This window comes from Ruegeria sp. BHSA163 (assembly GCF_059613365.1).
This window is the reverse complement of the sequence record NZ_JBXWSJ010000031.1, coordinates 1-22,387: the sequence shown is the minus strand read 5'-3', so window position 1 is coordinate 22,387 and position 22,387 is coordinate 1. Positions and strand designations below refer to the sequence as shown.

The following is a 22,387-nucleotide window of genomic DNA, read 5'->3' as shown; positions in this document are numbered from 1 at the left end:
CTGCTCTGCATCGGGCTAGCGCCCTTGTTTCCGTTACAACACTAAATCTGACGCGGGTTTGCGGCAGGGATAAGGCTGATCCGGGATGAATTGAGGACAAATTGAAGGTTTCGTGTACCTCTTTGTTAACCTGACGGGTACTCTCAGACCAAAATCCAAGGTAACACCCTGACCACTTGTGAAAAATTGAAACGATTCTGAGTCAGGTAAACACAATAATTGTGGCGGAAAAGTGGCGGAGTTGCCATATTTACGCCCGAAATTAAAGTCTTATCGCCGCAATCAAGCGCCCATAGTCTGCCTCTTTGGCGTGGGTGGCGCGTCGATAGGAAAAAAACTTTTCCGGGTCAGAATATGTGCAATGCCGCGTCCATTCAGACTGTCCCACGCCAGCTTCGCGAAGTCTGTGCAGGCCAAAGGCAGGTAGGTCAAAATGCAGTCTGTCGCCCTGTCCATTGGCAAAAAATCTGGCATTGTCGTGCGATGCCATCAAAAACTCGTCCATAAATTCAGGGCCAACTTCGTAAGCCCGCTGCGAAATTGTAGGACCAATAACGGCTGAAGTATTACTCCGTCTGGCGCCGAGCGTTTCCATCGCGTCCAGTGTCGCTTCCAAAACGCCGTCCAGTGCCCCACGCCAGCCTGCATGCGCGGCACCAATAACTTTTGCATCTGGATCAGAGAATAAAACTGGTTGGCAATCTGCGGTGAGGACGGTCAGGGCGAGACCAGGTGTGGAAGTAACAAGGGCATCCGCCTTGGGTTTACTTCCTTCGATCGGCGAATCCACAGTTAGCACAGCGGGGGAATGCACCTGATGTACCCCAACCAACGCATCCGGCCCAACCTCCATTGCCTCAGCGACACGTCGGCGATTCAATGCCACGGCTTCAGTCAGATCTGATGAACCAAAACCACAATTCAATCCGGCAAAGATCCCGGAAGACGCGCCGCCGCGCCTGCTGAAGAACCCGTGTTTGACAGGCGATAGCAATTCCGAGGTGAGAATTTCCAAGGTCATGGCTCCAATCCCGGTGGCAGCGCTGCAGATGGCGGATAAATACCAAGCACCTTGAACAGGTTTCCCATTTCATTGGGATGCGTCAACCGTCGATGTGCCAAGATATGCGCTTCGAGCGCCTGGCCTTGAAGTGACGAGGCCAAGTTCTGTGCCCGCGCAGTTATCCCCAAGCGCTCCAAATACACGCCTTGCGGGGTGAGGCGCGAAAAACTGCATCCTGCCGATTGGGCTGAGCGCGCTATGGCTTCGAAATCTACATGAGCCGTCAAATCTGCCTTTCCCGGCTCTTCAAGTGGATCGGAATGTTTGTGGTCCCGAAGGGCCTGAAAGGTGTCGCCCAATGCCCGCCAATCACCGTAATCGACGATCAGGGCCATGCCGCCACAGGTCGCAATCCGTTCCGCAGCCGAGGATATGACTGGAACTGCCGCTGCACAACATTCGACCAGATCACCGTCATTAGTGTCAGTGAGTCGGTCCTTGAGCAAAGTTTGAGCGGCCCGCGTCCCAAGGCCAAAATTTAAGGATTTTCCGTCCGACCCAACCAACCGTTCGCGCCATCCATCGCCATCCCTTAAGAACTGGCGAATCGGTAGTGCGTCGAAAAATTCGTTTGCGATAAGGAATAGCGGAAGTGCGGGCAAATCTGAGATTGAGGAGATCCACTTTGGCGAGTAATCCCGCAACGTTTCACGCTGAATTTCTCGCAGGGTCGGTGATGCTTCGAGCAAAAAGATTTCAGCGGCATCGTGAAATCCGGGCACTTGTCGCGTCGCACGGAGAATATCCGCCATCAACGTTCCGCGCCCAGGTCCCAATTCGGCAAGGCAAATTTGTGCGGGCCGGCCCTGATCCACCCAACATTGCGCGATGCATAGCCCGATCAATTCTCCGAACATCTGACTTATTTCGGGTGCGGTTGTGAAATCACCCCGCGAACCCAGTGGATCGCGGTTGGTATAGTACCCATGTTTTGGGTGTAACAAGCATTCCGTCATATAGTCGGCCACGGTGAGCGGACCGTTTTGCTGAATTCGCGCGATAAGAATATCTTTTAAGCTCATGCGTTTCGCCGGGCGCGTAAGGCAAACCAAACGCCCAGTGCAATCATTGGGAGTGACAAAATCTGCCCCATTGTCAGTCCGTATCCGCCAATATGAAAAGCCAATCCTAGTGGGTTTCCTGCCGAAACGAATTGCACATCAGGTTGGCGAAAGAATTCGACGATGAATCTCGAAATGCCATACCCCGCTAAAAAGACGCCCATGACAAACCCGGGAGTGCGAAAACAATCGCGACGATAAACCAGCCACAAAAGCAACCCACCCAAAAGCAACCCTTCCAATATCGCCTCATACAGTTGCGAGGGATGCCGTGCGCATACGCCAGCAATAACTCCGGGACAGTCCTGCGCAGCAGCGCCGGGAAAAATAACAGCCCAAGGCAACTCAGATGGTCGGCCCCATAGTTCGGCATTGATGAAATTTGCCAATCGTCCAAGAAACAGCCCGGGCGGAACCGTATAAGCGACTAAATCGGCTAATGATAAAATTGCTATGTCATGTCTTCGCGCGAAAACATATGTCGCGATCACGACACCCAAGAGCCCGCCATGAAACGCCATACCACCTTGCCAGACCATCAAAATCTCTAGCGGATGCGAAAGGTAATATCCGGGTTGGTAGAACAGAACAAATCCCAAACGCCCACCCAGAATCACGCCCAGGATGATCCACGTAATGAAATCTTCCAGCTGTTCGGGCTTGATGGGCGGTGTATCTGCGGGCCAAAGAGTAGGCCGACGAAGCGCCCCAGCAGCCATGCGCCATGCGATCAGAATGCCCGCAATATAAGCCAGCGCGTACCATCTGAGTGCAAGTTCCATCCCGAAAATCGAAATCGAAAAAAGTTCGGGGGATAATTCGGGGAAGTCTATTACAGCCTGCATGTGCGTCTCATTGCCCGGGGTGCACGGGTCAAGTCAACCTTGAGCCTGCGCGATACATTGCCCATATAGGAATTGAGTACGCTATCGGAGTACAGACATGCAGACCCGTAACAAAATTTTGGACGACATGTCCCAACTTATGACCAACGCTATGGGTGTTGCCCAGGGCGCCCGGGAAGAAGCCGAGAATGCGATGAAATCGATGATAGATCGTTGGTTGGCTGATCGTGATTTCGTGACACGCGAAGAATTTGATGCTGTTCGCGCCATGGCCCAAAAAGCACGCGAAGAAAATGCAGCGTTAGAAGCGCGTCTTGCGGAAATTGAGGCGCAACTGAACAAGTAGCGTGCAGGCTACTGTCGACTTCAGAAAAAAATGGCAAAGATGTACACCGCGCGGCCCATACGTGGGATCTTGCGGTGCGGTGTATCTTGACGCATCGCGGCAATTAATCAAGGCAAAGCTACAATCTTTGCCAATATTTTGATCGGCGTTGCCTACTATCCACAACTTATTGCACATTTCCCCAAAAATGGGGGTTGCCACAGACTCTGCCACATCGCACCATATTTAGTACAGGCCCAAGGGGGAAGCCCGGCTTGTAGAGCAGGCAACTAGCGCTGGGGCGCTGCCAGCCCCCAACTGCTAGAGATTAGTGAGGTGGCATAATGGCCCTTTCCGAGCAGTATCTCGAAGAAGATCTTCATCCAATCGACATTGTTGAACATCTTGCCGAACATCACGACTGGGATTTCGACCGGATCGGTGATGATCAAATTGCCATGGCAGTGGAGGGGCAGTGGCGAACTTATTCAATTACACTGGCTTGGTCCAACTATGACGAAACGCTGCGTATGGTCTGTTCGTTCGAGATGGAACCGCCAACAGACCGTGAGGCTGAACTGTATGAACTGCTCAATAAGATGAATGACCAGTGCTGGGCCGGAGCATTCACATACTGGGCTAATCAGAAACTGATGGTTTATCGCTATGGTCTCGTTTTGGCTGGTGGCCAGGCAGCCAGCCCAGAGCAGATTGACACGATGATAAACGCTGCAGTTCTGAGCGCAGAGCGTTATTATCCTGCGATCCAACTGGTTACTTGGGGCAATCGAACCCCGGAAGAAGCGATGCAAGTCGCCATTGCAGAGGCCTACGGCCGCGCGTAAAGCTTTGCCCCGAACTGCATCGCATGGGAGGGGCAAGGATGGATGTGTCGCATGTTGCTGAACGGGGACTCGTGCTTCTGGGATGCGGCAAGATGGGATCGGCGATGTTGGCGGGCTGGCTGGATCACGGTCTGCCCGCAAGGTCGGTTTGGGTGATTGATCCATTCCCCTCGGATTGGTTGAAATCGCAAGGTGTAAGAATCAATGCCGCTCTACCTGAAGCACCTGCCGTAGTTTTGGTTGCGGTCAAACCACAGATGATGGGCGAGGCTCTACCAACCATCAAGGCGTTGGGCGGCGGTGAAACTCTGTTCATATCCGTTGCGGCCGGTTCTTCGATCGACACATTTGAGCAGATATTAGGTGGCGAAACACCAATCGTTCGTGCGATGCCCAATACCCCGGCCGCCATCCGACGGGGAATAACGGCGCTGGTCGGAAATTCAAAAACCTCTGACACAGACATGGCGTTGGCGGAAAACCTTCTGTCAGCCATTGGCGAAACTGTTCGTTTGGAAGATGAGCATCAGATGGACGCTGTCACTGGCCTCAGCGGTTCGGGGCCAGCCTATGTCTTTCACCTGATCGAAACTCTCGCCGCAGCGGGTGAGGCTCAGGGTCTGTCGCCTGATCTGGCGATGAGGTTGGCTAAGTCAACGGTTGCGGGTGCCGGGGCTTTGGCGATGGCGGCCGAAGAAGACCCGGCACAACTACGCAAAAATGTAACCTCGCCAAACGGTACTACCCAAGCAGCTTTGGAGGTTTTGATGCACACAGAAGAAGGTTTCCCCAACCTTTTGCACCGAGCAGTTCAGGCGGCGACAGAACGTTCGAAGGAGCTGTCGCGTGAGTAAGATATCGTTCGATGACTTTCTCAAGGTCGATATCCGTGTCGGCAAGGTGGTTCGTGCGGAACCTTATCCAGAGGCACGTAAACCCGCGATCAAGATGTGGATAGACTTTGGTGACGAGATCGGCGAGCGCAAGACATCCGCTCAGGTAACGGCTCATTATGATCCTTCGGGTTTGGTCGGAAAACAGGTTATGGCCGTCGTCAACTTTCCGCCGCGCCAGATCGGGCGGTTCATGTCCGATGTGTTAGTTCTGGGATTGCCGGATAAAGACGGAGAGGTTGTGCTGATCAGTCCAGATCAACCAGTACCGCTTGGTGGCAGGATGCATTAGTTGCTGTGCGATATGGGTTAGGCTGCCCCTATACCGCACTAGGGCAAAGTAACCGAAAGAATGCGCACAACAATGGTGCACGTGGCACTGGACAATATCTCAACAATCGCCGTAGGTCGCCGCTTGCCAAATCCTGTCTAGCCTTCGACTGCTTCTCGCCAATGCTTGCGGCATAATGAAACATAAGTTTCATTTCCGCCAATTTGTACCTGTGCACCTTCGGTTATCGCATTGCCGTTCTCGTCCTGACGGATGACCATGGTAGCCTTGCGTCCGCACTTGCAGATTGTACGTACTTCTCGCATTTCATCGGCTAACGCCAAAAGGGATGCCGATCCAGGAAACAGCTTTCCCTGGAAATCGACACGCAAACCGTAAGCCAGCACAGGTACGTTCAGATCATCTACTGCGCGGGCCAGTTGCCACACCTGATCTTCGGTCAGAAACTGCGCCTCATCCACAAAAACACATGCCACAGAACCCGCGTTCAAGCGGTTTTGAATCATGTTGAAAACATCATCATCTTCTCGGAAGGTGTCCGCTTGTTCCGAGATCCCTATTCGCGATGCTATGCGCCCCGAACCCGCGCGTCCGTCGATTTTTGCGGTCAGTAGGTATGTCTCCATACCCCGTTCGCGATAATTATGGGATGCTTGCAATAATACGGTCGATTTTCCCGCGTTCATCGTTGAATAGTTAAAATACAACTTTGCCATGGCGCGGGTCTAATTCGCCCGGACGTGCGGGGCAAGACAACAATTAGCGTACAATACGCGACGCCGCCATTGCAGTTGCCGGGGTTGAGCATGAGCTCTTGGGGATGGATACCCCCGCTTCCACAACAGCGCCGCCGCAGGCCAACATTTGGCCAGAACGTAGCAAGGCGAAAATCCAGCCCCACCATTACTCTTTACCGGCTCGAACGGCCGCCACTCACTCACAAAATCCCTGCATATCTGAGGGATGCTTGAATTATGGCATTTCATTTGTGAGACAAATATGGGAAATTTGCCCACCCTTTCCCCGACACGGACAGAATTGGGGCGGTTGCGTAGGAAGCAAAGGTAGCACACATGGCAGATATCGGGGCCTATTTGAAAAAGCACACCGAGGCATTGGTGAAAGATGTCGGCATCGAAGCCGCGTGCGAAATTACCGGCAAGTCCAAGGCAACACTTGGGCGATATTACTCGGACAATGCGGAACACACTGATCGGTTTATGCCGGTAGATGCGGTGGCGAGGCTTGAAACTGTTGCGACCTATCCGCATGTGACGTCGGCGTTGGCGGACCTTCAAAACATTACTTTGTCCTACGACTGCCGAAATTCGGATACTCCGCGCACCGGAGGTGTGAATGCGGACGTTATCGCTTTAAGCCAACGATTTGCGATGTTGATGACGGAATATCACGCCGCAATCGAAGACGGCATAATAACGATGAACGAGGCAAAGCGTCTGCTAAAGGAAACCAGTCTTTTACAACAAGTACTGATCGAGATGAAGCTACATTTGGAAGAGGAAAGCGTCAGCTAATCGACCAGCTTTTACCCTATCACTTTCTATGTAGTTCAGCGACTGCGTCGGTCTTCTCAAGCGTGCCGTTTGACCAATACAGAGCCGACTGAATACCCCGCGCCAAATGAGCAGATCAGTCCAACGTCTCCTTCTTCCAAGTCATCCGAATATTTGGAAAACGCGATAATAGACCCTGCAGATGACGTATTCGCATAATCCTGCAGTATATTTGGTTGCTCACCGGGTTCGGGTTCGCGCCCCAGTACCTTTTTCCCAATGAAATCATTCATGGTTTTGTTTGCTTGATGCAGCCATAGGCGTTTTAGATCTCTGCTGGTTATCGATTCTTCTTCCATATGACTGGAAATATGCTTGCTTACCAGCGGCAGTACTTCCTTAAATACTTTGCGACCGTTCTGCATGAATTGCATATCGCGCCTGTCGACCAGGCCGTCGGGGCGCGAGCGGCGAAGGAAACCATTGTTGTTTCGGATGTTGTTTGAAAATTGGGTCGCGCAACGGGTCGAAACTATTTCGAAATGCGGTCCCTTCGCGTCTTCCATGCGTTCAATCAGAGTTGCTGTTGCAACGTCGCCAAATATGAAATGGCAATCTCGGTCCCGCCATTCCAAATGGCCTGAACATATCTCGGGATTGACAACAAGCGTTGATCTGACCGAACCCGAACGTACCATATCGGCAGCTGCCTGTATTCCGAAGGTAGCGGACGAACAGGCGACATTCATGTCAAACCCAAAGCCATTTGTTCCCAGTGCTTGTTGGATTTCGATTGCAATTGCAGGGTAGGCGCGTTCGTGGTTCGATGCCGCGCAAATCACCAAATCCACCTCTTGCGCCGAACGCCCGGCTTTTTGCAGGGCCTTGTTGCAGGCGTCGACAGCCATTTCGGTCATTATCCCGGGCTCTTCGTCCGATCGCTGCCTCAAGGTCGGATGCATGATTTCGGGATTCAGAACGCCGGATTTGTCCATAACATAGCGGTTCTCAATTCCCGAGGCCTTTACGATAAACTCCTCGGACGAATGTTGTATCGGTTCCACCTCACCGGCGTCGATGGCTTTAGCGTTTTCCGCGTTCTTCCTGTCGGCGAAAGAATTGAACGCTTCGACAAGCTCGGCATTTGTTATGACGTTTTTGGGCGTAAAGACTCCGGTACCGGTGATGGCGGGCGTATACATGGCGCGTCCTGAATGTTTCGGATCTGCACAAAATGCAATCACACATGAGTTTGATCAAGAGATGTTGACCCGAGGGAACTTGAATAGATCTTTAACTTCACATATTGAATGGTTCAAAAAATGAAGTAAATCGCTTTGGAAGCGTGGAGTCTCCGTATGACAGACGACATTAGTTCCCGACTGGCGCGCCTTAGTCCTGAAATTCAGGCAATGATGGGTGTGTATGCTCTGTACTGGAAACTGGAAGAGAGTTTTGACCAAATCGAAACCGATCTGAGTCATCAGGAATGCCACATGTTGATTAAATTGGATGAACCGAAGCGCATGGGAGTTCTTGCCGCAGATATGTTGACCGTCCCGTCTACAATCACCGCTACCGCGGATGCTTTGGAAGCATCGGGCTATCTTTCACGTCAGCGTGACCCCGAAGACAGGAGGGCTTGGCTACTGGTGTTGACGGAGCAGGGCAACCATGCCCGCAGCATGCTTGAAACAGCGGCGGGAGAGGTCTTTCACCGCGCCTCTGGCTTGAATAACACGGAAACAGCCGAGTTCGCGCGCTTGGCGCGAAAAATCCGAGATAACATTATAGAAACTGGAATTCCCGAAGGATTGAAGAAATGAAATTGCTGATTTTTCTGAGCATTTTTCTGTCCACTGCCACCACACCTGTTTTCGCCGATCAAACAACGAAACCTGTCAAACTGATGCAGGTCCGTGAAACCACGCCGGGTTTCTCGCGTCAATTCTTTGGACGAGTCGCCGCACGGCAAACTGTAGATTTGGCTTTCCAGGTCGGCGGTCAAATAGTCGATATGCCGATAACCGAGGGATTCGTCATCCCGAAGGACGGGTTAATTGCGCGTTTGGATCAGGAGCCATTCGAATTAAGACTGAACCGGGCAAGACTGCAAAAGGATCAAGCTGATCGAACCGTTGCGCGTCTGTCGCGTTTGCGTGGCACAGCCGCCAGTCAAGTTGCCGTGGACGACGCGGAGACAGCGGCGCAATTGGCGGCTATTGCTGTTCGGGACGCCGAATATGAACTGGAACACGCCACACTTACCTCACCTTTTGACGCGTTAGTGTCCAGCCGGGCAGTTGAAGCGTTCACAACAGTTTCAGCAGGCACGCCAATTGTGCGAATTCACGATATGTCGGAGTTGCGGATTGAAGTGGATGTGCCCGAGATTCTTTTCCAGCGCACGGGTCAGCAGGATGACATCGAAATCACGGCAAAGTTTCCTGTCAGTGACGAGATATTTCCACTGGAGATTCGCGAATTCGATGCCGAGACTTCCAGCGTGGGACAGACATTTCGCATTCAGTTTGGCCTAACACCACCAGAAGGCCTGCAAATCTTGCCTGGCTCGTCCGTGACTGTCACTGCAAAGGTGCAAGATAACCGCACTGGCATTGTTGCTCCGGCAACTGCAATAATTGCCGATGCAAAAGGTGACTTGGGCGTGATGGTGTTTTCTCCTGTCGGCGCAGATGAGGGAACAGTGAGCCGTGTTTCCGTAAAGATCGAGCCAACGCAAACAGGTGATGTGCGCGTTCTGGAGGGGCTCTCGGATGGTGACGAAATTGTTGTTGCGGGTGGGAGCTCATTGGATGACGGTCAAACCGTCCGCCGCTTCACTGGCCTTTCCAACTAAGGTTCTGATCAATGAATATCGCTCGTTCTTCAATTGATCGGCCTATTTACACGTGGCTGATTATTCTTATCGCCTTATTTGGGGGCATCTGGGGATTTTTTTCGCTGGGGCGATTGGAAGACCCGGCCTTTACCATCAAGAATGCGGTCATCATTACAGAATACCCGGGTGCGACGGCCGAACAGGTCGCCTTGGAAGTCTCGGAGCCTTTGGAATCCGCCATTCAGCAGATGGGCGAGGTGGACACCATTACGTCCGTAAATCAACCTGGCCGTTCAATCATTGAGGTAGAAGTCAAGTCCACCTACGACGGAGACCAGCTCCCCGATATTTGGACCCGTTTACGAGCCAAAATACGGGACGCGGCACGTGCATTGCCGTCCGGCGTTGGCGCGCCTTTCGTCAATGATGGGTTCGGCGATGTCTTTGGGTTGTTCTACGCTGTGACTGCCGAGGGTTTTTCGGATTCTGAAAAGCATGAGTTGGCAACGTTTTTGCGACGGGAATTGCTAAGCGTCGAAGGCGTTGCCGATGTCGAAGTTCAAGGCCTGCCGGAAGAAGCCATCTTCATCGAACCCAACCTGGCAATAACCGTGAACCAGAATGTACCGCTACAGGCTATAACTGACGCGATAACAAATGCAGATTCGGTAAACTCCTCGGGTTCCTTGCGGTCGGACAGTGACCGAACAACAATTCTGACAGCGGAAGGATCGGACAGCGTTTCGGCCATTGCTGGGTTGTCTGTTGGATCACAGGGTCAGGTCATCAACCTTTTTGACACAGCCGACGTCTACCGTGCTCGGCAAAGCGACCCCGAGGTTATTATCCGATACGATGGGGTCGAAGCGTTTACGCTCGGTATCGCTGGTTTGGCGACCGAAAACATCGTTGAAGTGGGCAAACGCGCAGATGCCAAGTTCGCGGATCTTGATGCTGATATTCCATATGGCGTTGAAATTCTTCCCATATATCAGCAGCATGTCGTGGTAGAACAGGCTTCGAACGATTTTCTCGTGAACCTAGCCATGTCAGTGACCATCGTAGTCGCTGTTTTGGGCATTTTTATGGGATGGCGGGCAGCTGTTGTTGTTGGCGCAACCTTGCTGCTGACCGTTGTCGGAACGCTGTTGTTCATGTCCCTGTTTTCGATCGAGATGGAACGGATCTCGCTGGGTGCGTTGATTATTGCCATGGGAATGCTGGTGGATAACGCCATTGTGGTGGCCGAAGGGATGCAGATCGCAATGTTGCGTGGTAAACCCTCGCGCGACGCTGCCGAAGATGTCGCGTCGAAAACGCAAATACCTCTGCTTGGTGCCACTGTGATTGGCATAATGGCATTTGCCGGTATCGGCCTAAGCCCGGATGCGACCGGAGAGTTCCTGTTTTCGCTATTTGCTGTAATCGGCATCTCGCTGCTGCTTAGTTGGATTTTGGCGATTACTGTGACCCCGATGCTGGGACACTATTTCTTTAAACAGGGCAAAGAGGGCGAGATCGATGCATATGGAGGAATTTTGTTCCGCGTCTACGGGACGATCCTGCGCTGGGCCCTGAGATTTAAGTGGCTGGTTGTTGCGGGTCTCATCGGGATTACGGTCGCATGCTACGCTGGCTTCGGACTGATGAAGCAACAGTTTTTCCCCGATTCAAATACACCGTTGTTTTTTGTGCACTACAAACTGCCCCAAGGTACGCCAATTGCACGTACTGCGCAGGACATGGCCGTTTTCGAGAACTGGCTTAGCGAACGGGAGGATGTCGTATCGGTCACAACTTTTGTGGGTCAGGGGGCAACGCGTTTCATGCTCACTTACTCGGCAGAAAAGCCGAACCCAAGCTATGGTCATATGGTCATTAGAACAGCGAGCCTTGACGATATCCCAGGTTTGCAGGCGGATTTAGCGGCATTTGGGGCTTCGCAATTCCCAGAAGGCGAGTTCCGCACAAGACGGTTGGTTTTCGGGCCGGGCGGTGGCGATCCGATTCAAGCGCGCTTTTCAGGCAGTGATCCGGTTGTTCTTCGTCAGCTTGCGGAAGAGGCTGTTCAAGTCATGTCTCAGGCTTCGCCGAATGCATTGCATGTGCATCATGATTGGCGTGAAAAAGAATTGGCAGTGCAGCCGATATACGCCACCGAACGGGCGCAGACGGCTGGCGTCGCGCGTGAGGATATTGCAGCGACTCTACAGTTCTCGACAGACGGGATAACGGGTGGAGTTCTACGCGAGCGCGACCGACAGATTCCGATTATTCTGCGTAGGTCGGCAGATGGAGACTATTCCATTGTCGATCAGGTTGTTTATTCAGATCAGTCCGAGCGTTTTTTGCCTATCGAGCAAATGGTAGACGGGTTCGAATACAGATCATTAGATACGCTGGTGCATCGTCGCGACAGGGTTCTGACCATTACCGTTGGCGCAGACATTCCGCCTGACATGACTGCAGCTCAGGTCCATTCAGAAGTCCGAGCAGCAGTCGAAGCAATTGAACTTCCTTTAGGTTACGACATGGAGTGGGGCGGCGAGTATGAAAATTCAGGTGACGCTCAACAAAGCCTGGGTCGGCAATTGCCGTTGAGCCTGTTGATCATGGTTCTGATATCGGTCCTTTTGTTCAATGCAATCCGGCAGCCGATCATCATATGGTTGCTTGTGCCAATGTCCGTCAATGGAGTCGTGATCGGCCTGCTGGGAACTGGACTGCCCTTCACATTCACGGCGCTTTTGGGGTTGCTAAGCCTTTCGGGTATGTTGATCAAAAATGGCATCGTGCTGGTCGAGGAAATTGATTTGGTTCGTGCTACGGGTGAGCCTCTTCGCAAAGCTATCATCGAGGCGTCCGTGTCACGTCTTAGGCCTGTTATGCTGGCGGCTATAACCACGATTTTGGGTATGGCCCCACTTCTGACCGACGCATTTTTCGTCTCGATGGCAGTTACGATCATGGGCGGGTTGGCCTTTGCTACGATCCTCACAATGGTCGCAGCACCGGTTTTTTACTCAATTTTCTTCTCTCGCGAAGAGAAACGAGAGTTTGCTTCTGTTTGACCAAGCGAGGGCGGTAGGTTCAGCCGCCTTCATCCATCTCTGAGTCATAGTGAAAATAAAAGCATGACAGCTTGTTGCCGTCCGGATCGCGAAGGTAAGCGACGTAGAAGTCGGGCTTGTAGCGGTTTCTAATACCCGGGACGCCTTCATTCATTCCGCCGTTGTTAATACCAGCCGCATGAAATTGTCGAACCTGATCCGCGCTTTTGGCCGGAAAGGCAATCATCGTCCCGTTACCTACGCTGGCCGGCTTGGCATCAAATGGTTGGCATATCCAAAACCCGGTTCCTTGGCCCGCATTTTTTCCCCAGCCAGCCCAACCACTTGACCAGCCGGGAAGGCGCGGTTGCTCAAGGACGGAAAATATCGCGTCGTAAAACCGAATGGCGCGACTAAGGTCGTTCGTTCCGTATGTCGTGAATAAATTCATAGGACACCTGCACGGACTGACTGGTCAACGATGCAGTAGGTTACCAGATTCTCAAAGAAAAGAGACCCCGGTAACTACCGGGGTCCTACTAGTCTTTTGTTGAAATCATGCGTTAGCCCTGTAGGGATTTTACCCCTACATCGCCCTCTGTTTGCGCCTTTATGGCCATTGCAACCGCATGGCTGGCGGCAGCAGTGGTGTAATATGGAATTTTGTCGAACAAAGCGATCGATCGGATGGCTTTGCTGTCCTCAACCGCCTGCGCACCTTCGGTAGTGTTCATCACCAGTTGCACCTGGCCGTCTTTCATCATGTCTACGATGTCAGGACGGCCTTCGTACACTTTGTTCACGGCCTCACAGTCTACACCATGTCCTGACAGCCATGACTGCGTGCCCCGTGTCGCAACAAGCGTGAATCCCTGCGCGGCCAGAAGTTGCGCGGCCTCAAGCATCATCGGCGTCTTGTCCGCGTCCTTGATCGAAATGAACGCTCGACCGGACGAAGGCAATACCATCCCGGCGCCCATCTGAGCCTTGAGAAAGGCGCGGGGGAAATCGCGGTCCCAACCCATGACTTCACCCGTTGAGCGCATTTCAGGGCCGAGAAGTGTATCGACCCCGGGGAAGCGGGCAAAAGGAAGAACTGCTTCCTTTACTGAGAACCAAGGCATGTCTGGGTCGGCCAGCGTCATCTGGTCTGCGATCTCGGTGTCCTTGCCTTCTTGATAGGCCGGGCGCAGCGGGAAGTTCGAAAGCTTCTCGCCCGCCATTATGCGAGCGGCAATCGAAGCAATCGCGCTGTCCGTTGCCTTGGCGACAAATGGCACTGTACGTGAGGCGCGCGGGTTTACCTCGATAAGATAAATCTCATCTTCTTTGATCGCGAATTGGACGTTCATTAGGCCCACGACGTTCAGGGCTTTGGCCAGCTTGAATGTCTGGTTCTTGATTTCTTCGATGATTTCATTGGTAAGTGAATATGGAGGCAGAGAACAGGCGGAGTCCCCCGAGTGAATTCCGGCCTCTTCAATATGTTGCATTATGCCGGCGACATGTACATCCGTTCCATCGCAAAGCGCATCCACGTCCAACTCAACTGCACCAGACAGGTAACTATCCAGCAATACCGGACTGTCTCCTGAAACGACTACGGCTTCGTTAATGTATCGCTTCAGCTGGTCCATATCGCGAACAATTTCCATTGCACGTCCGCCCAATACATAGGACGGGCGGATTACCAATGGAAATCCGATTTCTTCTGCGATTTCCAACGCTTCGGAATCGGTTGAGGCGATACCGTTCTTTGGCTGCTTCAAGTTCAATTCATTGACCAAGGCTTGAAAACGTTCGCGATCTTCGGCTAGGTCGATAGCATCAGGAGTCGTTCCGAGTATCGGAATGCCTTCCGCCTCAAGCGCGTTGGCGAGTTTCAACGGAGTCTGACCGCCAAACTGAACTATTACACCGTGCAAGGTGCCGTTCTCCTGTTCCTTGGTCAGAATTTCCATAACGTGTTCAAACGTCAGCGGTTCAAAATACAGCCTGTCCGAAGTATCGTAGTCTGTACTGACTGTTTCGGGGTTACAGTTCACCATTATGGTTTCGTACCCTGCATCGGTCAGCGCGAAACATGCATGGCAACAGCAATAATCAAACTCGATACCCTGACCTATGCGGTTGGGGCCACCGCCAAGTATGACAACCTTTTTACGGTCGCTTGGCCGGGCTTCGCATTCAACCTCACCCATCATAGGGGCTTCGTAAGTCGAATACATGTATGGCGTCTGTGCCTCAAATTCGGCCGCGCAAGTGTCAATGCGTTTGAATACGGCTGTCACACCCAGGTTGCGGCGGGCACGACGAACGTTGTCCTCCGAGCGACCCGTTAGATTGCCCAGTCGCGCATCTGTGAAGCCCAACATTTTTAGCTTGCGGATACCCTCTTCGGTGACGGGTAGGCCGTCTGTGCGTATGGTTCGTTCGGCTTCGATAATTTCGCGAATGCGCGCCAAAAACCAAGGGTCGAATTTTGTCACGCCAAAGATCTCGTCATCGGTCAGGCCGTGCCGCATAGCTTGGGCGATGGTCCTAAGACGATCCGGCGTCTGCAGGCTGATTGCCTTCATGACTGCAGCTTTGTCGTCGGCTTCGTCCCATGACCCTACAGTCAGTCCGGGGATTTCGATCTCATCAAAACCTGTCAGTCCTGACTCCATCGATGCCAGCGCCTTTTGCAAGGACTCATGGATGGTGCGGCCAATGGACATTGCCTCGCCAACCGACTTCATCGCGGTGGTCAGATATGGCTTGGAACCCGGGAACTTTTCAAAGGCAAATTTCGGAATCTTGCTGACCACATAGTCAATGGTCGGCTCGAACGAGGCTGGCGTAACTTTTGTGATATCGTTGTCCAACTCGTCCAACGTATAACCCACGGCCAGTTTCGCTGCGACTTTGGCTATCGGAAATCCGGTCGCCTTGGAAGCAAGCGCAGAAGAACGTGACACGCGCGGGTTCATTTCGATAACAACCATCCGGCCGTCGTCTGGGTTGATCGCCCATTGTACGTTTGAACCACCTGTTTCGACACCAATCTCACGCAACACAGCAATCGAACCGTTCCGCATGATCTGATATTCTTTATCCGTCAAAGTTAGCGCTGGAGCGACTGTGATTGAGTCACCCGTGTGCACGCCCATCGGATCGACGTTTTCAATGGAGCAAACGATAATGGCATTGTCGGCAGTGTCGCGCACCACTTCCATTTCGAATTCTTTCCACCCCAAAAGACTTTCGTCGACCAAAATTTGGTTCACCGGTGACGCGTCCATGCCTGATCGGCAGAAGTGAATGAAGTCTTCGCGGTTATAGGCAACTCCGCCACCTGTGCCGCCCAAAGTAAAGGCGGGGCGTATAATTGCGGGCAGACCGATTTCTTCCAATTCGCCCAAAGCGATTTGAACACCTGCATCCAGATCTGCATTACCGTCTTCCTTGCGCGGCGCGGTAACAATTGTAGCTTTTGGATTCTCCAGGCCCAGACGATCCATTGCCTCTCGGAAGAGTTTGCGATCTTCGGCCATTTCAATGGCGTCGCGTTTAGCTCCGATCATCTCGACACCGAACTTGTCCAATACCCCCATCTCTTCCAAGGCAAGCGATGTGTTCAGGCCGGTTTGTCCGCCCATCGTGGGCAGTAGGGCATCGGGGCGCTCTTTCTCGATGATCTTGGCGACGACATCAGGCGTGATCGGTTCAATATAGGTCGCGTCTGCCAAACCGGGGTCGGTCATGATCGTGGCCGGGTTCGAGTTCACCAGAATGACACGATAGCCTTCTTCACGCAGCGCCTTGCAAGCCTGTGCACCGGAATAGTCGAATTCGCAGGCTTGGCCGATGACAATGGGGCCCGCCCCAATGATCATAATCGATTGGATATCGGTTCTCTTCGGCATGGCGTGGCCCCTTCGCTTTTGCACGAGTCGCGGACGCTGCCCAAGCGCCCAAATTGTCCTGCGTTATAGGGACCGGGCCAAAAGGTTCAAGAGGGATCGGAAACAGTGGCGAATTTGCCGCTTTCACCCCTTTCACTTGCTGCCTTTTTCTCTATATCGCGCATCACGGCAAATGGGGTCGCAATTGCAAATTCGTTTTGATCAGGGACCGGCTGGGCGAGGAACCCGTTTTCAGCGCCCCACCGACATTATCCGTGCGGATCAAGCCGCCGAAGTACCCGATGCTATGGCGGCGCTGGATAAGGCGCGCGCGAGTGGCGCTTGGCTGGCTGGATACGCCAGTTACGAACTGGGATATGCTTTGGAACCGCGCCTGACAAACCTAATTCCTGACGGAAGGCGCCTACCGCTGTTGTGTTTTGGCGTCTATGCTGATCCTGATCAATCTCCGTTGCCCAAGGTCGCCGGCGGGGTGTTGGACTTCAATCCACGTTGGGATGAAGCAACTTATTCCGAAGCCTTTCGAGCAGTTCATGACGCCATCGGGGCCGGAGAAATCTATCAAGCTAACCTGACTTTTCCTATAGACATAACTTTTGATGGAGACATCGGGAATTTGTTTGCTGCGTTGGCAGCAGGACAGCCAGTGGGACATGGTGCGTGGGTTGAGCAGGATGGGTTACCGGATTTGCTAAGCCGGTCGCCTGAGTTGTTCTTTCGCACTGACGCAGAGGGGCAAATAGAAACTCGCCCCATGAAGGGTACGCAACCTCGCGGCGATAACGTTGTCGAGGACGCCCAAAGGCGCGCCTTTTTAAGTGAAGACGAAAAAAACCGGGCTGAAAACCTTATGATCGTCGACCTCTTAAGAAATGATATCAGCCGTGTTGCACTTGCCGGATCTGTTAAGGTGCCAGAACTGTTCAAAGTCGAAACATATGCAACTGTCCATCAGATGGTGTCTTTGGTGCAGGCGCAGTTGCAAATGGGCATTGGTTTGTCTGAAATCCTGACAGCTCTGTTTCCCTGCGGTTCAATCACTGGGGCACCAAAAATCCGAGCTATGGAAGTTCTGTCTTCAGTCGAACCTTGGCCGCGTGACATTTATTGCGGCACCATTGGTTGGGCCGCTCCGGATGGGCGGTCCGAATTTAACGTGGCGATCCGTACACTGATGGTTGAAGACAACCAGGCAACCTTGAATGTAGGAGGAGGTGTAGTTTGGGGCAGCACTGCCCCGTCCGAATATGAGGAGGCGTTATGGAAAGCCCGCTTTGCCCGCCAGCTGAGCCTGATTTCCGCCTGATCGAAACGCTGGCCTTTCGGCCAAAAGAGGGGTTCATTCGACGGGACCGCCATCTTGCGCGCATGTCACGATCTGCGGCTACGCTTAGAATACCTTTCGACAAAGTTTCAGCGGTTGAAGCATTGAGTAAGGCAGAAGGGGAAAATGCACTGCGCTGTCGCCTTACGCTAGATACGAAAGGCAATTTTCATTTAACGACCGGAGCATTGGCAGGGAATCCATGTTTCTGGCAGCAGGCGATTTCAAAAGAAAGGTTGAACGCATCCGACTTTTGGCTTCGCCACAAGACCACTAGGCGTCATATCTATGACGCTGCCCGCGCATCATTGCCATCAGGCGTGGACGAAATGCTCTTTCTTAACGAACGGGGCGAGCTATGCGAAGGTACGATCAGTAACTTGTTTCTAGAAACGCCTGACGGTTGCCTGCTTACCCCGACGGATGCAAGCGGCGTGTTGCCTGGAATCCTTCGTGAGGAACTCATCGATACAGGTCAGGCCAGACCCGCAACGTTGAGATTGAGTGATTTGCAGAAGGCGAAAAATGTCTATGCGGGCAATTCCCTACGGGGGCTAATCCGGGCGGAGCTTGTTACAACGTGAAAAAGCACGAAAACTGGGCAGTAACTGAACCAAGCCGTAATAGGCTCAAGCTGGAGTTCGGCCTATTTTTTGTTGCGATCCCTGTAATTATCGCTGTGTTCTTTCCGCCTGACTGGATGTTTCCATCGCTTTTTTCGTTCACCGCACTAGGCATTGTCCTGTTGCACTTTACTCGGGGATTTTACTGGGCAGAGCTTAGGTACAACTGGCGAAATTGGTCGTGGAAGGAGTTGCTGGTCTTTTCAGTTTTTATGACCGCGATCTGTACATCCATGGTTATGTTGACCCGACCGGAAGCTGCATTTTTCCTTCTAATCAACAGGCCAGAGCTGCTGGCGTTTATCTGGGCTGGCTATCCTATTGCCTCTGCCTTGCCACAAGAGTTGTTGTTCCGGTCCCTGTTTTACCGACGTTATCATGCGATCCTTCCGCAAGGGCGAAAGGTTTACCTTCTCAACGCCGCGCTTTTTTCGCTTGCCCATCTTATGTACTGGAGCTGGATTGTCGCCGTTATGACGTTTGGCGGTGGCCTGCTTTTTTCTTGGGCATACCGCAAGCGTGGTTCTTTTTTCTACGCGGTTTTACTCCACGCGATTGCCGGAAACATAATCTTCGCTGTCGGGTTGGGCGTCTATTTCTATTCGGGCAATGTGAACAGGCCGTTCTGACGGTGCGACCTGCCTTGACTTTCCGCGCCCGACGGGGTGTATCGGCGCGACGAATTCTGTGCCCGAAGGGATATTGCATGCACGCCTACCGCAGCCACACCTGCGCCGCCCTGACCGCCGCCAATGTTGGTGAAACCGTCCGCCTTTCCGGTTGGGTGCATCGCGTACGAGATCATGGCGGTGTTTTGTTCATCGACCTGCGCGATCATTTTGGCGTGACACAAGTTCTGTGTGATGGGGACAGCGCAGCTTTCGCCGAACTCGAGACAGTTCGTTCTGAGTGGTGCATCCGTATCGACGGCACTGTCAAGGCTCGGGATCCGGAACTGGTGAACCCAAAACTTCCAACAGGTGAGATTGAGGTTTACGTTCGCGAGTTGGAAATACTCGGTGCTGCAGAAGAGCTGCCGCTGATGGTGTTTGGCGATCAGGAATACCCGGAAGAAACCAGGCTGCGCTATCGCTACCTGGACCTGCGTCGTGAGGCTATGCAGCGCAATATGACTCTTCGCTCTGACGTTGTGGCGTCGATGCGTCGCCGCATGTGGGATCAGGGCTTTCGTGAGTATCAGACGCCGATAATTACAGCATCCTCACCCGAAGGCGCGCGCGACTTTCTCGTCCCTTCGCGCCTGCATCCAGGGAAGTTTTACGCCCTGCCACAGGCCCCACAACAGTTCAAACAGTTGATCATGGTGTCTGGCTTTGACAAGTACTTTCAGATCGCGCCCTGCTTTCGAGACGAAGACCCTCGCGCGGATCGCTCGCCGACCGATTTCTACCAGCTGGACCTTGAGATGTCGTTTGTTGAACAGCAGGACGTCTTTGACACAATCCAGCCCGTTATGACCGACATTTTTGAAGAATTCGGAGGTGGTCGTAAGGTTGACCAGCACTGGCCACAGATTTCTTATAAGGATGCTGCGCTCTGGTACGGCACTGACAAGCCGGACCTTCGTAACCCGATTAAGATGCAAGTTGTGTCGGAACATTTCCGTGGATCCGGCTTTGCGATCTTTGCCAAATTGTTAGAGCAAGAGGGAACCGAAATCCGCGCTATCCCTGCGCCGGGCGGCGGCAGCCGTAAGTTCTGTGATCGAATGAATGCGTTTGCGCAAAAAGAGGGTTTGCCTGGAATGGGCTATATCTTCTGGCGAGAAGGCGAAAACGGTATGGAGGCGGCGGGACCGCTGGCCAAGAATATCGGCCCCGAGCGCACCGAGGCCGTCCGTTTACAACTGGGACTTGGCAAAGGTGATGCGGCCTTCTTTTTGGGAGGCAAGCCGAAAGCCTTTGAAAAAGTCGCGGGTAAAGCGCGTGACGTGATTGGCGATGAACTGGGTCTTGCCGAAAAGGATCGCTTTGCATTTGCGTGGATCGTGGATTTCCCGATCTATGAGCAGGACGAAGAAACCGGTGAGATTGACTTCGAACACAACCCGTTTTCTATGCCGCAGGGTGGAATGAAAGCCCTACAAGGCGATCCGTTGGATGTGCGCGGTTACCAATACGACCTTGCCTGCAACGGATACGAGTTGGTGTCCGGTGCAATCCGAAATCACAAGCCGGACATCATGCTGAAAGCGTTTGAATTGGCTGGTTACGGTGAAGACGAAGTCAAATCCCGATTTGGTGCGTTGTTTAACGCGTTTCACTATGGTGCGCCGCCGCACGGTGGTTGTGCTGCGGGCATCGACCGGATTGTGATGCTGTTGGCAGACGAAGCAAATATCCGCGAAGTCATGATGTTCCCGATGAATCAGCGAGCAGAAGATTTGATGATGGACGCGCCTTCGGACCCGACGCCGGATCAGTTGATGGAACTGGGGTTGAGAATTATTCCTCAAGATTAAGTACCGAACCGCCCTTACTTGTCAGGGCGGTTTGTTGTTTTTCGATAGGCATAGGTTCGAACGGAACCTCGACCTGTCTTGAGTTTGCTGTACTAATTCGCGTTGCTTGAGCAGAACTTGCGGTTCAATCTCGTTCAATCAGCTCGTCGAGGTTTTTTTCGGCTGGATCGGATTGCCTTTGCCGTACGCCGCGTTTGAAAGTAGGCCAGACGCACAGAATGGTTGCGGTTATGAAATACGCAATCTCCAATTCAGACGGCTGCGTGCTGCTCTAACCTGTTCTGAACCAAACCAGCAACTCTGGCGGCTTGTACTGTCACGGGTGTACCACTTGCGCGGACCAAAGCCAGCTGTTGTGCTGCATTGGCCAGAACCGTGTCGTTGGCATCCCGTGCAACACCACTTAAAAACTGGGCTGCGTAGTCCAAGCTGCGGTGGTCGGTCGGCCCAGTCAACACATCGGCAATCTGTGCCATATCATCCTGATAGGCTAAGGGATCGGGTCGTATTGTTTCGTCACGGATATAGTCAGATCCATCAGGCCGCCTATCTTCTGGAACATGCCGCAAGATCGCGGTTTGAAACTGGGCCAGAGATTTCAGTGGTTTGTTCAAAAAGCCATCTGCCCCTGCATTTATTGCCTCTGCCTCGGCCCCGTCATCGCCCGAGAGTCCCAGAATGACGTCAATGCGAATGACTTCATCGGCCAGTTCGGCGATCAAATCTGACCCAATGCCGTCAGGCAGGCCCATATCCACGACAATAACGGATGGGCGGTAAATCTGCAGATGCCGCCGCGCTGACTTTAGGCAGTCTGCCCGCCTGAAGCGCGCGCCGCTGTGCAAACACATCAAGCGGATTGCATCGCAAACATATCGGCTATCTTCGACCACAAGTACGGTCTGGCCGAGAAGCGGCCGCATTTTAGTGGGCGTGGGGCGGGTTATGAATTGTCCCGAATCGTCCATGGCAGAACTCCTAATCAGCAGATGCCCCACGCTAGGAACTCTCAGCTAACACCGGGTTAACGGGCAATTTGGCGCACTTGCCCTTTGGCCGGGCAGCGCCCATAACCGCTGCAACGCAGAACAGAGGAGATATCCATGATCGGTCGCCTGAACCACGTCGCTATCGCCGTCCCCGACCTTGATGCAGCTTCGGCACAATATCGCAATGCGCTGGGCGCAAAGGTGGGCGACCCTCAGGACGAACCTGATCACGGTGTTACCGTTGTCTTTATCGAGCTACCTAATACAAAGATCGAACTTCTGTATCCATTGGGTGAAAACAGCCCGATAAACGGATTCCTTGAAAAGAACC

At 52.9% G+C, this 22,387-nt stretch carries 21 protein-coding genes; 13 read left to right on the top strand and 8 right to left on the bottom strand.

The window, feature by feature from the left end:
- Positions 1 to 262: 262 nt before the first annotated feature.
- From pgeF to lgt, 3 genes are read right to left on the bottom strand one after another with little or no spacing between them, the layout of a single operon-like run.
- On the bottom strand, positions 263 to 1,021 hold the full coding sequence (gene pgeF / locus AC2FNV_RS14875) for a peptidoglycan editing factor PgeF (protein WP_170607254.1): 759 nt from the start codon (positions 1,019 to 1,021) through the stop codon (positions 263 to 265).
- Entirely contained in the window at positions 1,018 to 2,085 is a 1,068-nt protein-coding gene (locus AC2FNV_RS14870) for a class I SAM-dependent methyltransferase (RefSeq protein WP_170607252.1), read from the bottom strand. The genes pgeF and AC2FNV_RS14870 overlap by 4 nt, the downstream gene beginning before the upstream one ends.
- The gene (lgt, locus tag AC2FNV_RS14865) at positions 2,082 to 2,969 is read right to left on the bottom strand and encodes a prolipoprotein diacylglyceryl transferase (protein ID WP_170607250.1); all 888 of its coding nucleotides are present in this window, start codon (positions 2,967 to 2,969) and stop codon (positions 2,082 to 2,084) included. Before lgt ends, AC2FNV_RS14870 begins: the two co-directional genes overlap by 4 nt.
- Before the next feature lie 97 nt (positions 2,970 to 3,066).
- Between lgt and AC2FNV_RS14860 the strand changes: the two genes are divergently transcribed.
- The 4 genes from AC2FNV_RS14860 to AC2FNV_RS14845 all read left to right on the top strand — a co-directional run bounded on the left by AC2FNV_RS14860 (position 3,067) and on the right by AC2FNV_RS14845 (position 5,324).
- Entirely contained in the window at positions 3,067 to 3,315 is a 249-nt protein-coding gene (locus AC2FNV_RS14860; RefSeq protein ID WP_170478459.1) for an accessory factor UbiK family protein, read from the top strand.
- Positions 3,316 to 3,638: 323 nt separating this feature from the next.
- Positions 3,639 to 4,139, top strand: coding sequence for a type III secretion system chaperone family protein (locus tag AC2FNV_RS14855; protein WP_170478462.1), 501 nt, complete (start codon positions 3,639 to 3,641; stop codon positions 4,137 to 4,139).
- A gap of 38 nt (positions 4,140 to 4,177) precedes the next feature.
- Positions 4,178 to 4,993, top strand: coding sequence for a pyrroline-5-carboxylate reductase (gene proC, locus AC2FNV_RS14850; protein WP_170607249.1), 816 nt, complete (start codon positions 4,178 to 4,180; stop codon positions 4,991 to 4,993).
- A complete protein-coding gene (locus tag AC2FNV_RS14845; protein ID WP_170478467.1) occupies positions 4,986 to 5,324 on the top strand; it encodes a tRNA-binding protein in 339 nt (112 codons plus the stop codon). The genes proC and AC2FNV_RS14845 overlap by 8 nt, the downstream gene beginning before the upstream one ends.
- Before the next feature lie 137 nt (positions 5,325 to 5,461).
- Here the strand turns inward: AC2FNV_RS14845 and AC2FNV_RS14840 are convergent, their stop codons facing one another.
- Positions 5,462 to 6,040, bottom strand: coding sequence for a thymidine kinase (locus AC2FNV_RS14840; protein WP_170607248.1), 579 nt, complete (start codon positions 6,038 to 6,040; stop codon positions 5,462 to 5,464).
- Positions 6,041 to 6,397: 357 nt separating this feature from the next.
- On the opposite strand from AC2FNV_RS14840, the gene AC2FNV_RS14835 reads away from it, so the two are divergent.
- The gene (locus AC2FNV_RS14835) at positions 6,398 to 6,859 is read left to right on the top strand and encodes a hypothetical protein (RefSeq protein WP_170478472.1); all 462 of its coding nucleotides are present in this window, start codon (positions 6,398 to 6,400) and stop codon (positions 6,857 to 6,859) included.
- 56 nt (positions 6,860 to 6,915) lie between these two features.
- Here the strand turns inward: AC2FNV_RS14835 and AC2FNV_RS14830 are convergent, their stop codons facing one another.
- The gene (locus AC2FNV_RS14830; RefSeq protein WP_170607246.1) at positions 6,916 to 8,040 is read right to left on the bottom strand and encodes a beta-ketoacyl-ACP synthase III; all 1,125 of its coding nucleotides are present in this window, start codon (positions 8,038 to 8,040) and stop codon (positions 6,916 to 6,918) included.
- Between the two features lie 156 nt (positions 8,041 to 8,196).
- Between AC2FNV_RS14830 and AC2FNV_RS14825 the strand changes: the two genes are divergently transcribed.
- The 3 genes from AC2FNV_RS14825 to AC2FNV_RS14815 are packed head-to-tail and all read left to right on the top strand — an operon-like array spanning position 8,197 to position 12,751.
- Positions 8,197 to 8,664: a MarR family winged helix-turn-helix transcriptional regulator gene (locus AC2FNV_RS14825; protein WP_170607244.1), complete on the top strand. Its 468-nt coding sequence runs from the start codon at positions 8,197 to 8,199 to the stop codon at positions 8,662 to 8,664.
- The gene (locus tag AC2FNV_RS14820; protein ID WP_170607242.1) at positions 8,661 to 9,698 is read left to right on the top strand and encodes an efflux RND transporter periplasmic adaptor subunit; all 1,038 of its coding nucleotides are present in this window, start codon (positions 8,661 to 8,663) and stop codon (positions 9,696 to 9,698) included. The genes AC2FNV_RS14825 and AC2FNV_RS14820 overlap by 4 nt, the downstream gene beginning before the upstream one ends.
- An 11-nt stretch (positions 9,699 to 9,709) precedes the next feature.
- A complete protein-coding gene (locus tag AC2FNV_RS14815) occupies positions 9,710 to 12,751 on the top strand; it encodes an efflux RND transporter permease subunit (protein ID WP_170607240.1) in 3,042 nt (1,013 codons plus the stop codon).
- Between the two features lie 19 nt (positions 12,752 to 12,770).
- Here AC2FNV_RS14815 and AC2FNV_RS14810 read toward each other — a convergent pair whose 3' ends face one another.
- Positions 12,771 to 13,181, bottom strand: coding sequence for a VOC family protein (locus AC2FNV_RS14810; protein ID WP_170607238.1), 411 nt, complete (start codon positions 13,179 to 13,181; stop codon positions 12,771 to 12,773).
- Between the two features lie 112 nt (positions 13,182 to 13,293).
- Positions 13,294 to 16,638: a carbamoyl-phosphate synthase large subunit gene (gene carB / locus AC2FNV_RS14805; protein WP_170607236.1), complete on the bottom strand. Its 3,345-nt coding sequence runs from the start codon at positions 16,636 to 16,638 to the stop codon at positions 13,294 to 13,296.
- A 184-nt stretch (positions 16,639 to 16,822) separates the two neighbouring features.
- On the opposite strand from carB, the gene AC2FNV_RS14800 reads away from it, so the two are divergent.
- From AC2FNV_RS14800 to aspS, 4 genes are all read left to right on the top strand, one after another.
- Positions 16,823 to 17,944, top strand: a complete 1,122-nt coding sequence (locus AC2FNV_RS14800) for an aminodeoxychorismate synthase component I (protein ID WP_254442586.1) — start codon at positions 16,823 to 16,825, stop codon at positions 17,942 to 17,944.
- The gene (locus tag AC2FNV_RS14795) at positions 17,899 to 18,546 is read left to right on the top strand and encodes an aminotransferase class IV family protein (RefSeq protein WP_170607232.1); all 648 of its coding nucleotides are present in this window, start codon (positions 17,899 to 17,901) and stop codon (positions 18,544 to 18,546) included. The genes AC2FNV_RS14800 and AC2FNV_RS14795 overlap by 46 nt, the downstream gene beginning before the upstream one ends.
- Positions 18,543 to 19,214, top strand: a complete 672-nt coding sequence (locus tag AC2FNV_RS14790) for a CPBP family intramembrane glutamic endopeptidase (RefSeq protein ID WP_367648177.1) — start codon at positions 18,543 to 18,545, stop codon at positions 19,212 to 19,214. The genes AC2FNV_RS14795 and AC2FNV_RS14790 overlap by 4 nt, the downstream gene beginning before the upstream one ends.
- 77 nt (positions 19,215 to 19,291) lie before the next feature.
- Positions 19,292 to 21,067 (top strand): aspartate--tRNA ligase, encoded by a 1,776-nt coding sequence (gene aspS, locus AC2FNV_RS14785; protein ID WP_170607230.1) that lies wholly within the window; start codon positions 19,292 to 19,294, stop codon positions 21,065 to 21,067.
- Positions 21,068 to 21,318: 251 nt separating this feature from the next.
- Here aspS and AC2FNV_RS14780 read toward each other — a convergent pair whose 3' ends face one another.
- Positions 21,319 to 22,035: a response regulator gene (locus tag AC2FNV_RS14780; RefSeq protein ID WP_170607228.1), complete on the bottom strand. Its 717-nt coding sequence runs from the start codon at positions 22,033 to 22,035 to the stop codon at positions 21,319 to 21,321.
- A 135-nt stretch (positions 22,036 to 22,170) separates the two neighbouring features.
- Here AC2FNV_RS14780 and AC2FNV_RS14775 point away from each other — a divergent pair.
- Positions 22,171 to 22,387 (top strand): VOC family protein (locus AC2FNV_RS14775; RefSeq protein WP_496773724.1); only part of this gene is annotated, 217 nt, incomplete at its 3' end.

Excerpts from the sequence above, each read along its gene's own strand:
- lgt (WP_170607250.1), bottom strand. The coding sequence starts at position 2,969 with ATGCAGGCTGTAATAGACTTCCCCGAATTATCCCCCGAACTTTTTTCG.
- pgeF (WP_170607254.1), bottom strand. The coding sequence starts at position 1,021 with ATGACCTTGGAAATTCTCACCTCGGAATTGCTATCGCCTGTCAAACAC.
- AC2FNV_RS14855 (WP_170478462.1), top strand. The coding sequence starts at position 3,639 with ATGGCCCTTTCCGAGCAGTATCTCGAAGAAGATCTTCATCCAATCGAC.
- AC2FNV_RS14810 (WP_170607238.1), bottom strand. The coding sequence starts at position 13,181 with ATGAATTTATTCACGACATACGGAACGAACGACCTTAGTCGCGCCATT.
- proC (WP_170607249.1), top strand. The coding sequence starts at position 4,178 with ATGGATGTGTCGCATGTTGCTGAACGGGGACTCGTGCTTCTGGGATGC.
- carB (WP_170607236.1), bottom strand. The coding sequence starts at position 16,638 with ATGCCGAAGAGAACCGATATCCAATCGATTATGATCATTGGGGCGGGC.
- AC2FNV_RS14830 (WP_170607246.1), bottom strand. The coding sequence starts at position 8,040 with ATGTATACGCCCGCCATCACCGGTACCGGAGTCTTTACGCCCAAAAAC.
- AC2FNV_RS14795 (WP_170607232.1), top strand. The coding sequence starts at position 17,899 with ATGGAAAGCCCGCTTTGCCCGCCAGCTGAGCCTGATTTCCGCCTGATC.
- aspS (WP_170607230.1), top strand. The coding sequence starts at position 19,292 with ATGCACGCCTACCGCAGCCACACCTGCGCCGCCCTGACCGCCGCCAAT.
- AC2FNV_RS14840 (WP_170607248.1), bottom strand. The coding sequence starts at position 6,040 with ATGGCAAAGTTGTATTTTAACTATTCAACGATGAACGCGGGAAAATCG.
- AC2FNV_RS14825 (WP_170607244.1), top strand. The coding sequence starts at position 8,197 with ATGACAGACGACATTAGTTCCCGACTGGCGCGCCTTAGTCCTGAAATT.
- AC2FNV_RS14820 (WP_170607242.1), top strand. The coding sequence starts at position 8,661 with ATGAAATTGCTGATTTTTCTGAGCATTTTTCTGTCCACTGCCACCACA.
- AC2FNV_RS14860 (WP_170478459.1), top strand. The coding sequence starts at position 3,067 with ATGCAGACCCGTAACAAAATTTTGGACGACATGTCCCAACTTATGACC.
- AC2FNV_RS14815 (WP_170607240.1), top strand. The coding sequence starts at position 9,710 with ATGAATATCGCTCGTTCTTCAATTGATCGGCCTATTTACACGTGGCTG.
- AC2FNV_RS14870 (WP_170607252.1), bottom strand. The coding sequence starts at position 2,085 with ATGAGCTTAAAAGATATTCTTATCGCGCGAATTCAGCAAAACGGTCCG.
- AC2FNV_RS14780 (WP_170607228.1), bottom strand. The coding sequence starts at position 22,035 with ATGGACGATTCGGGACAATTCATAACCCGCCCCACGCCCACTAAAATG.
- AC2FNV_RS14835 (WP_170478472.1), top strand. The coding sequence starts at position 6,398 with ATGGCAGATATCGGGGCCTATTTGAAAAAGCACACCGAGGCATTGGTG.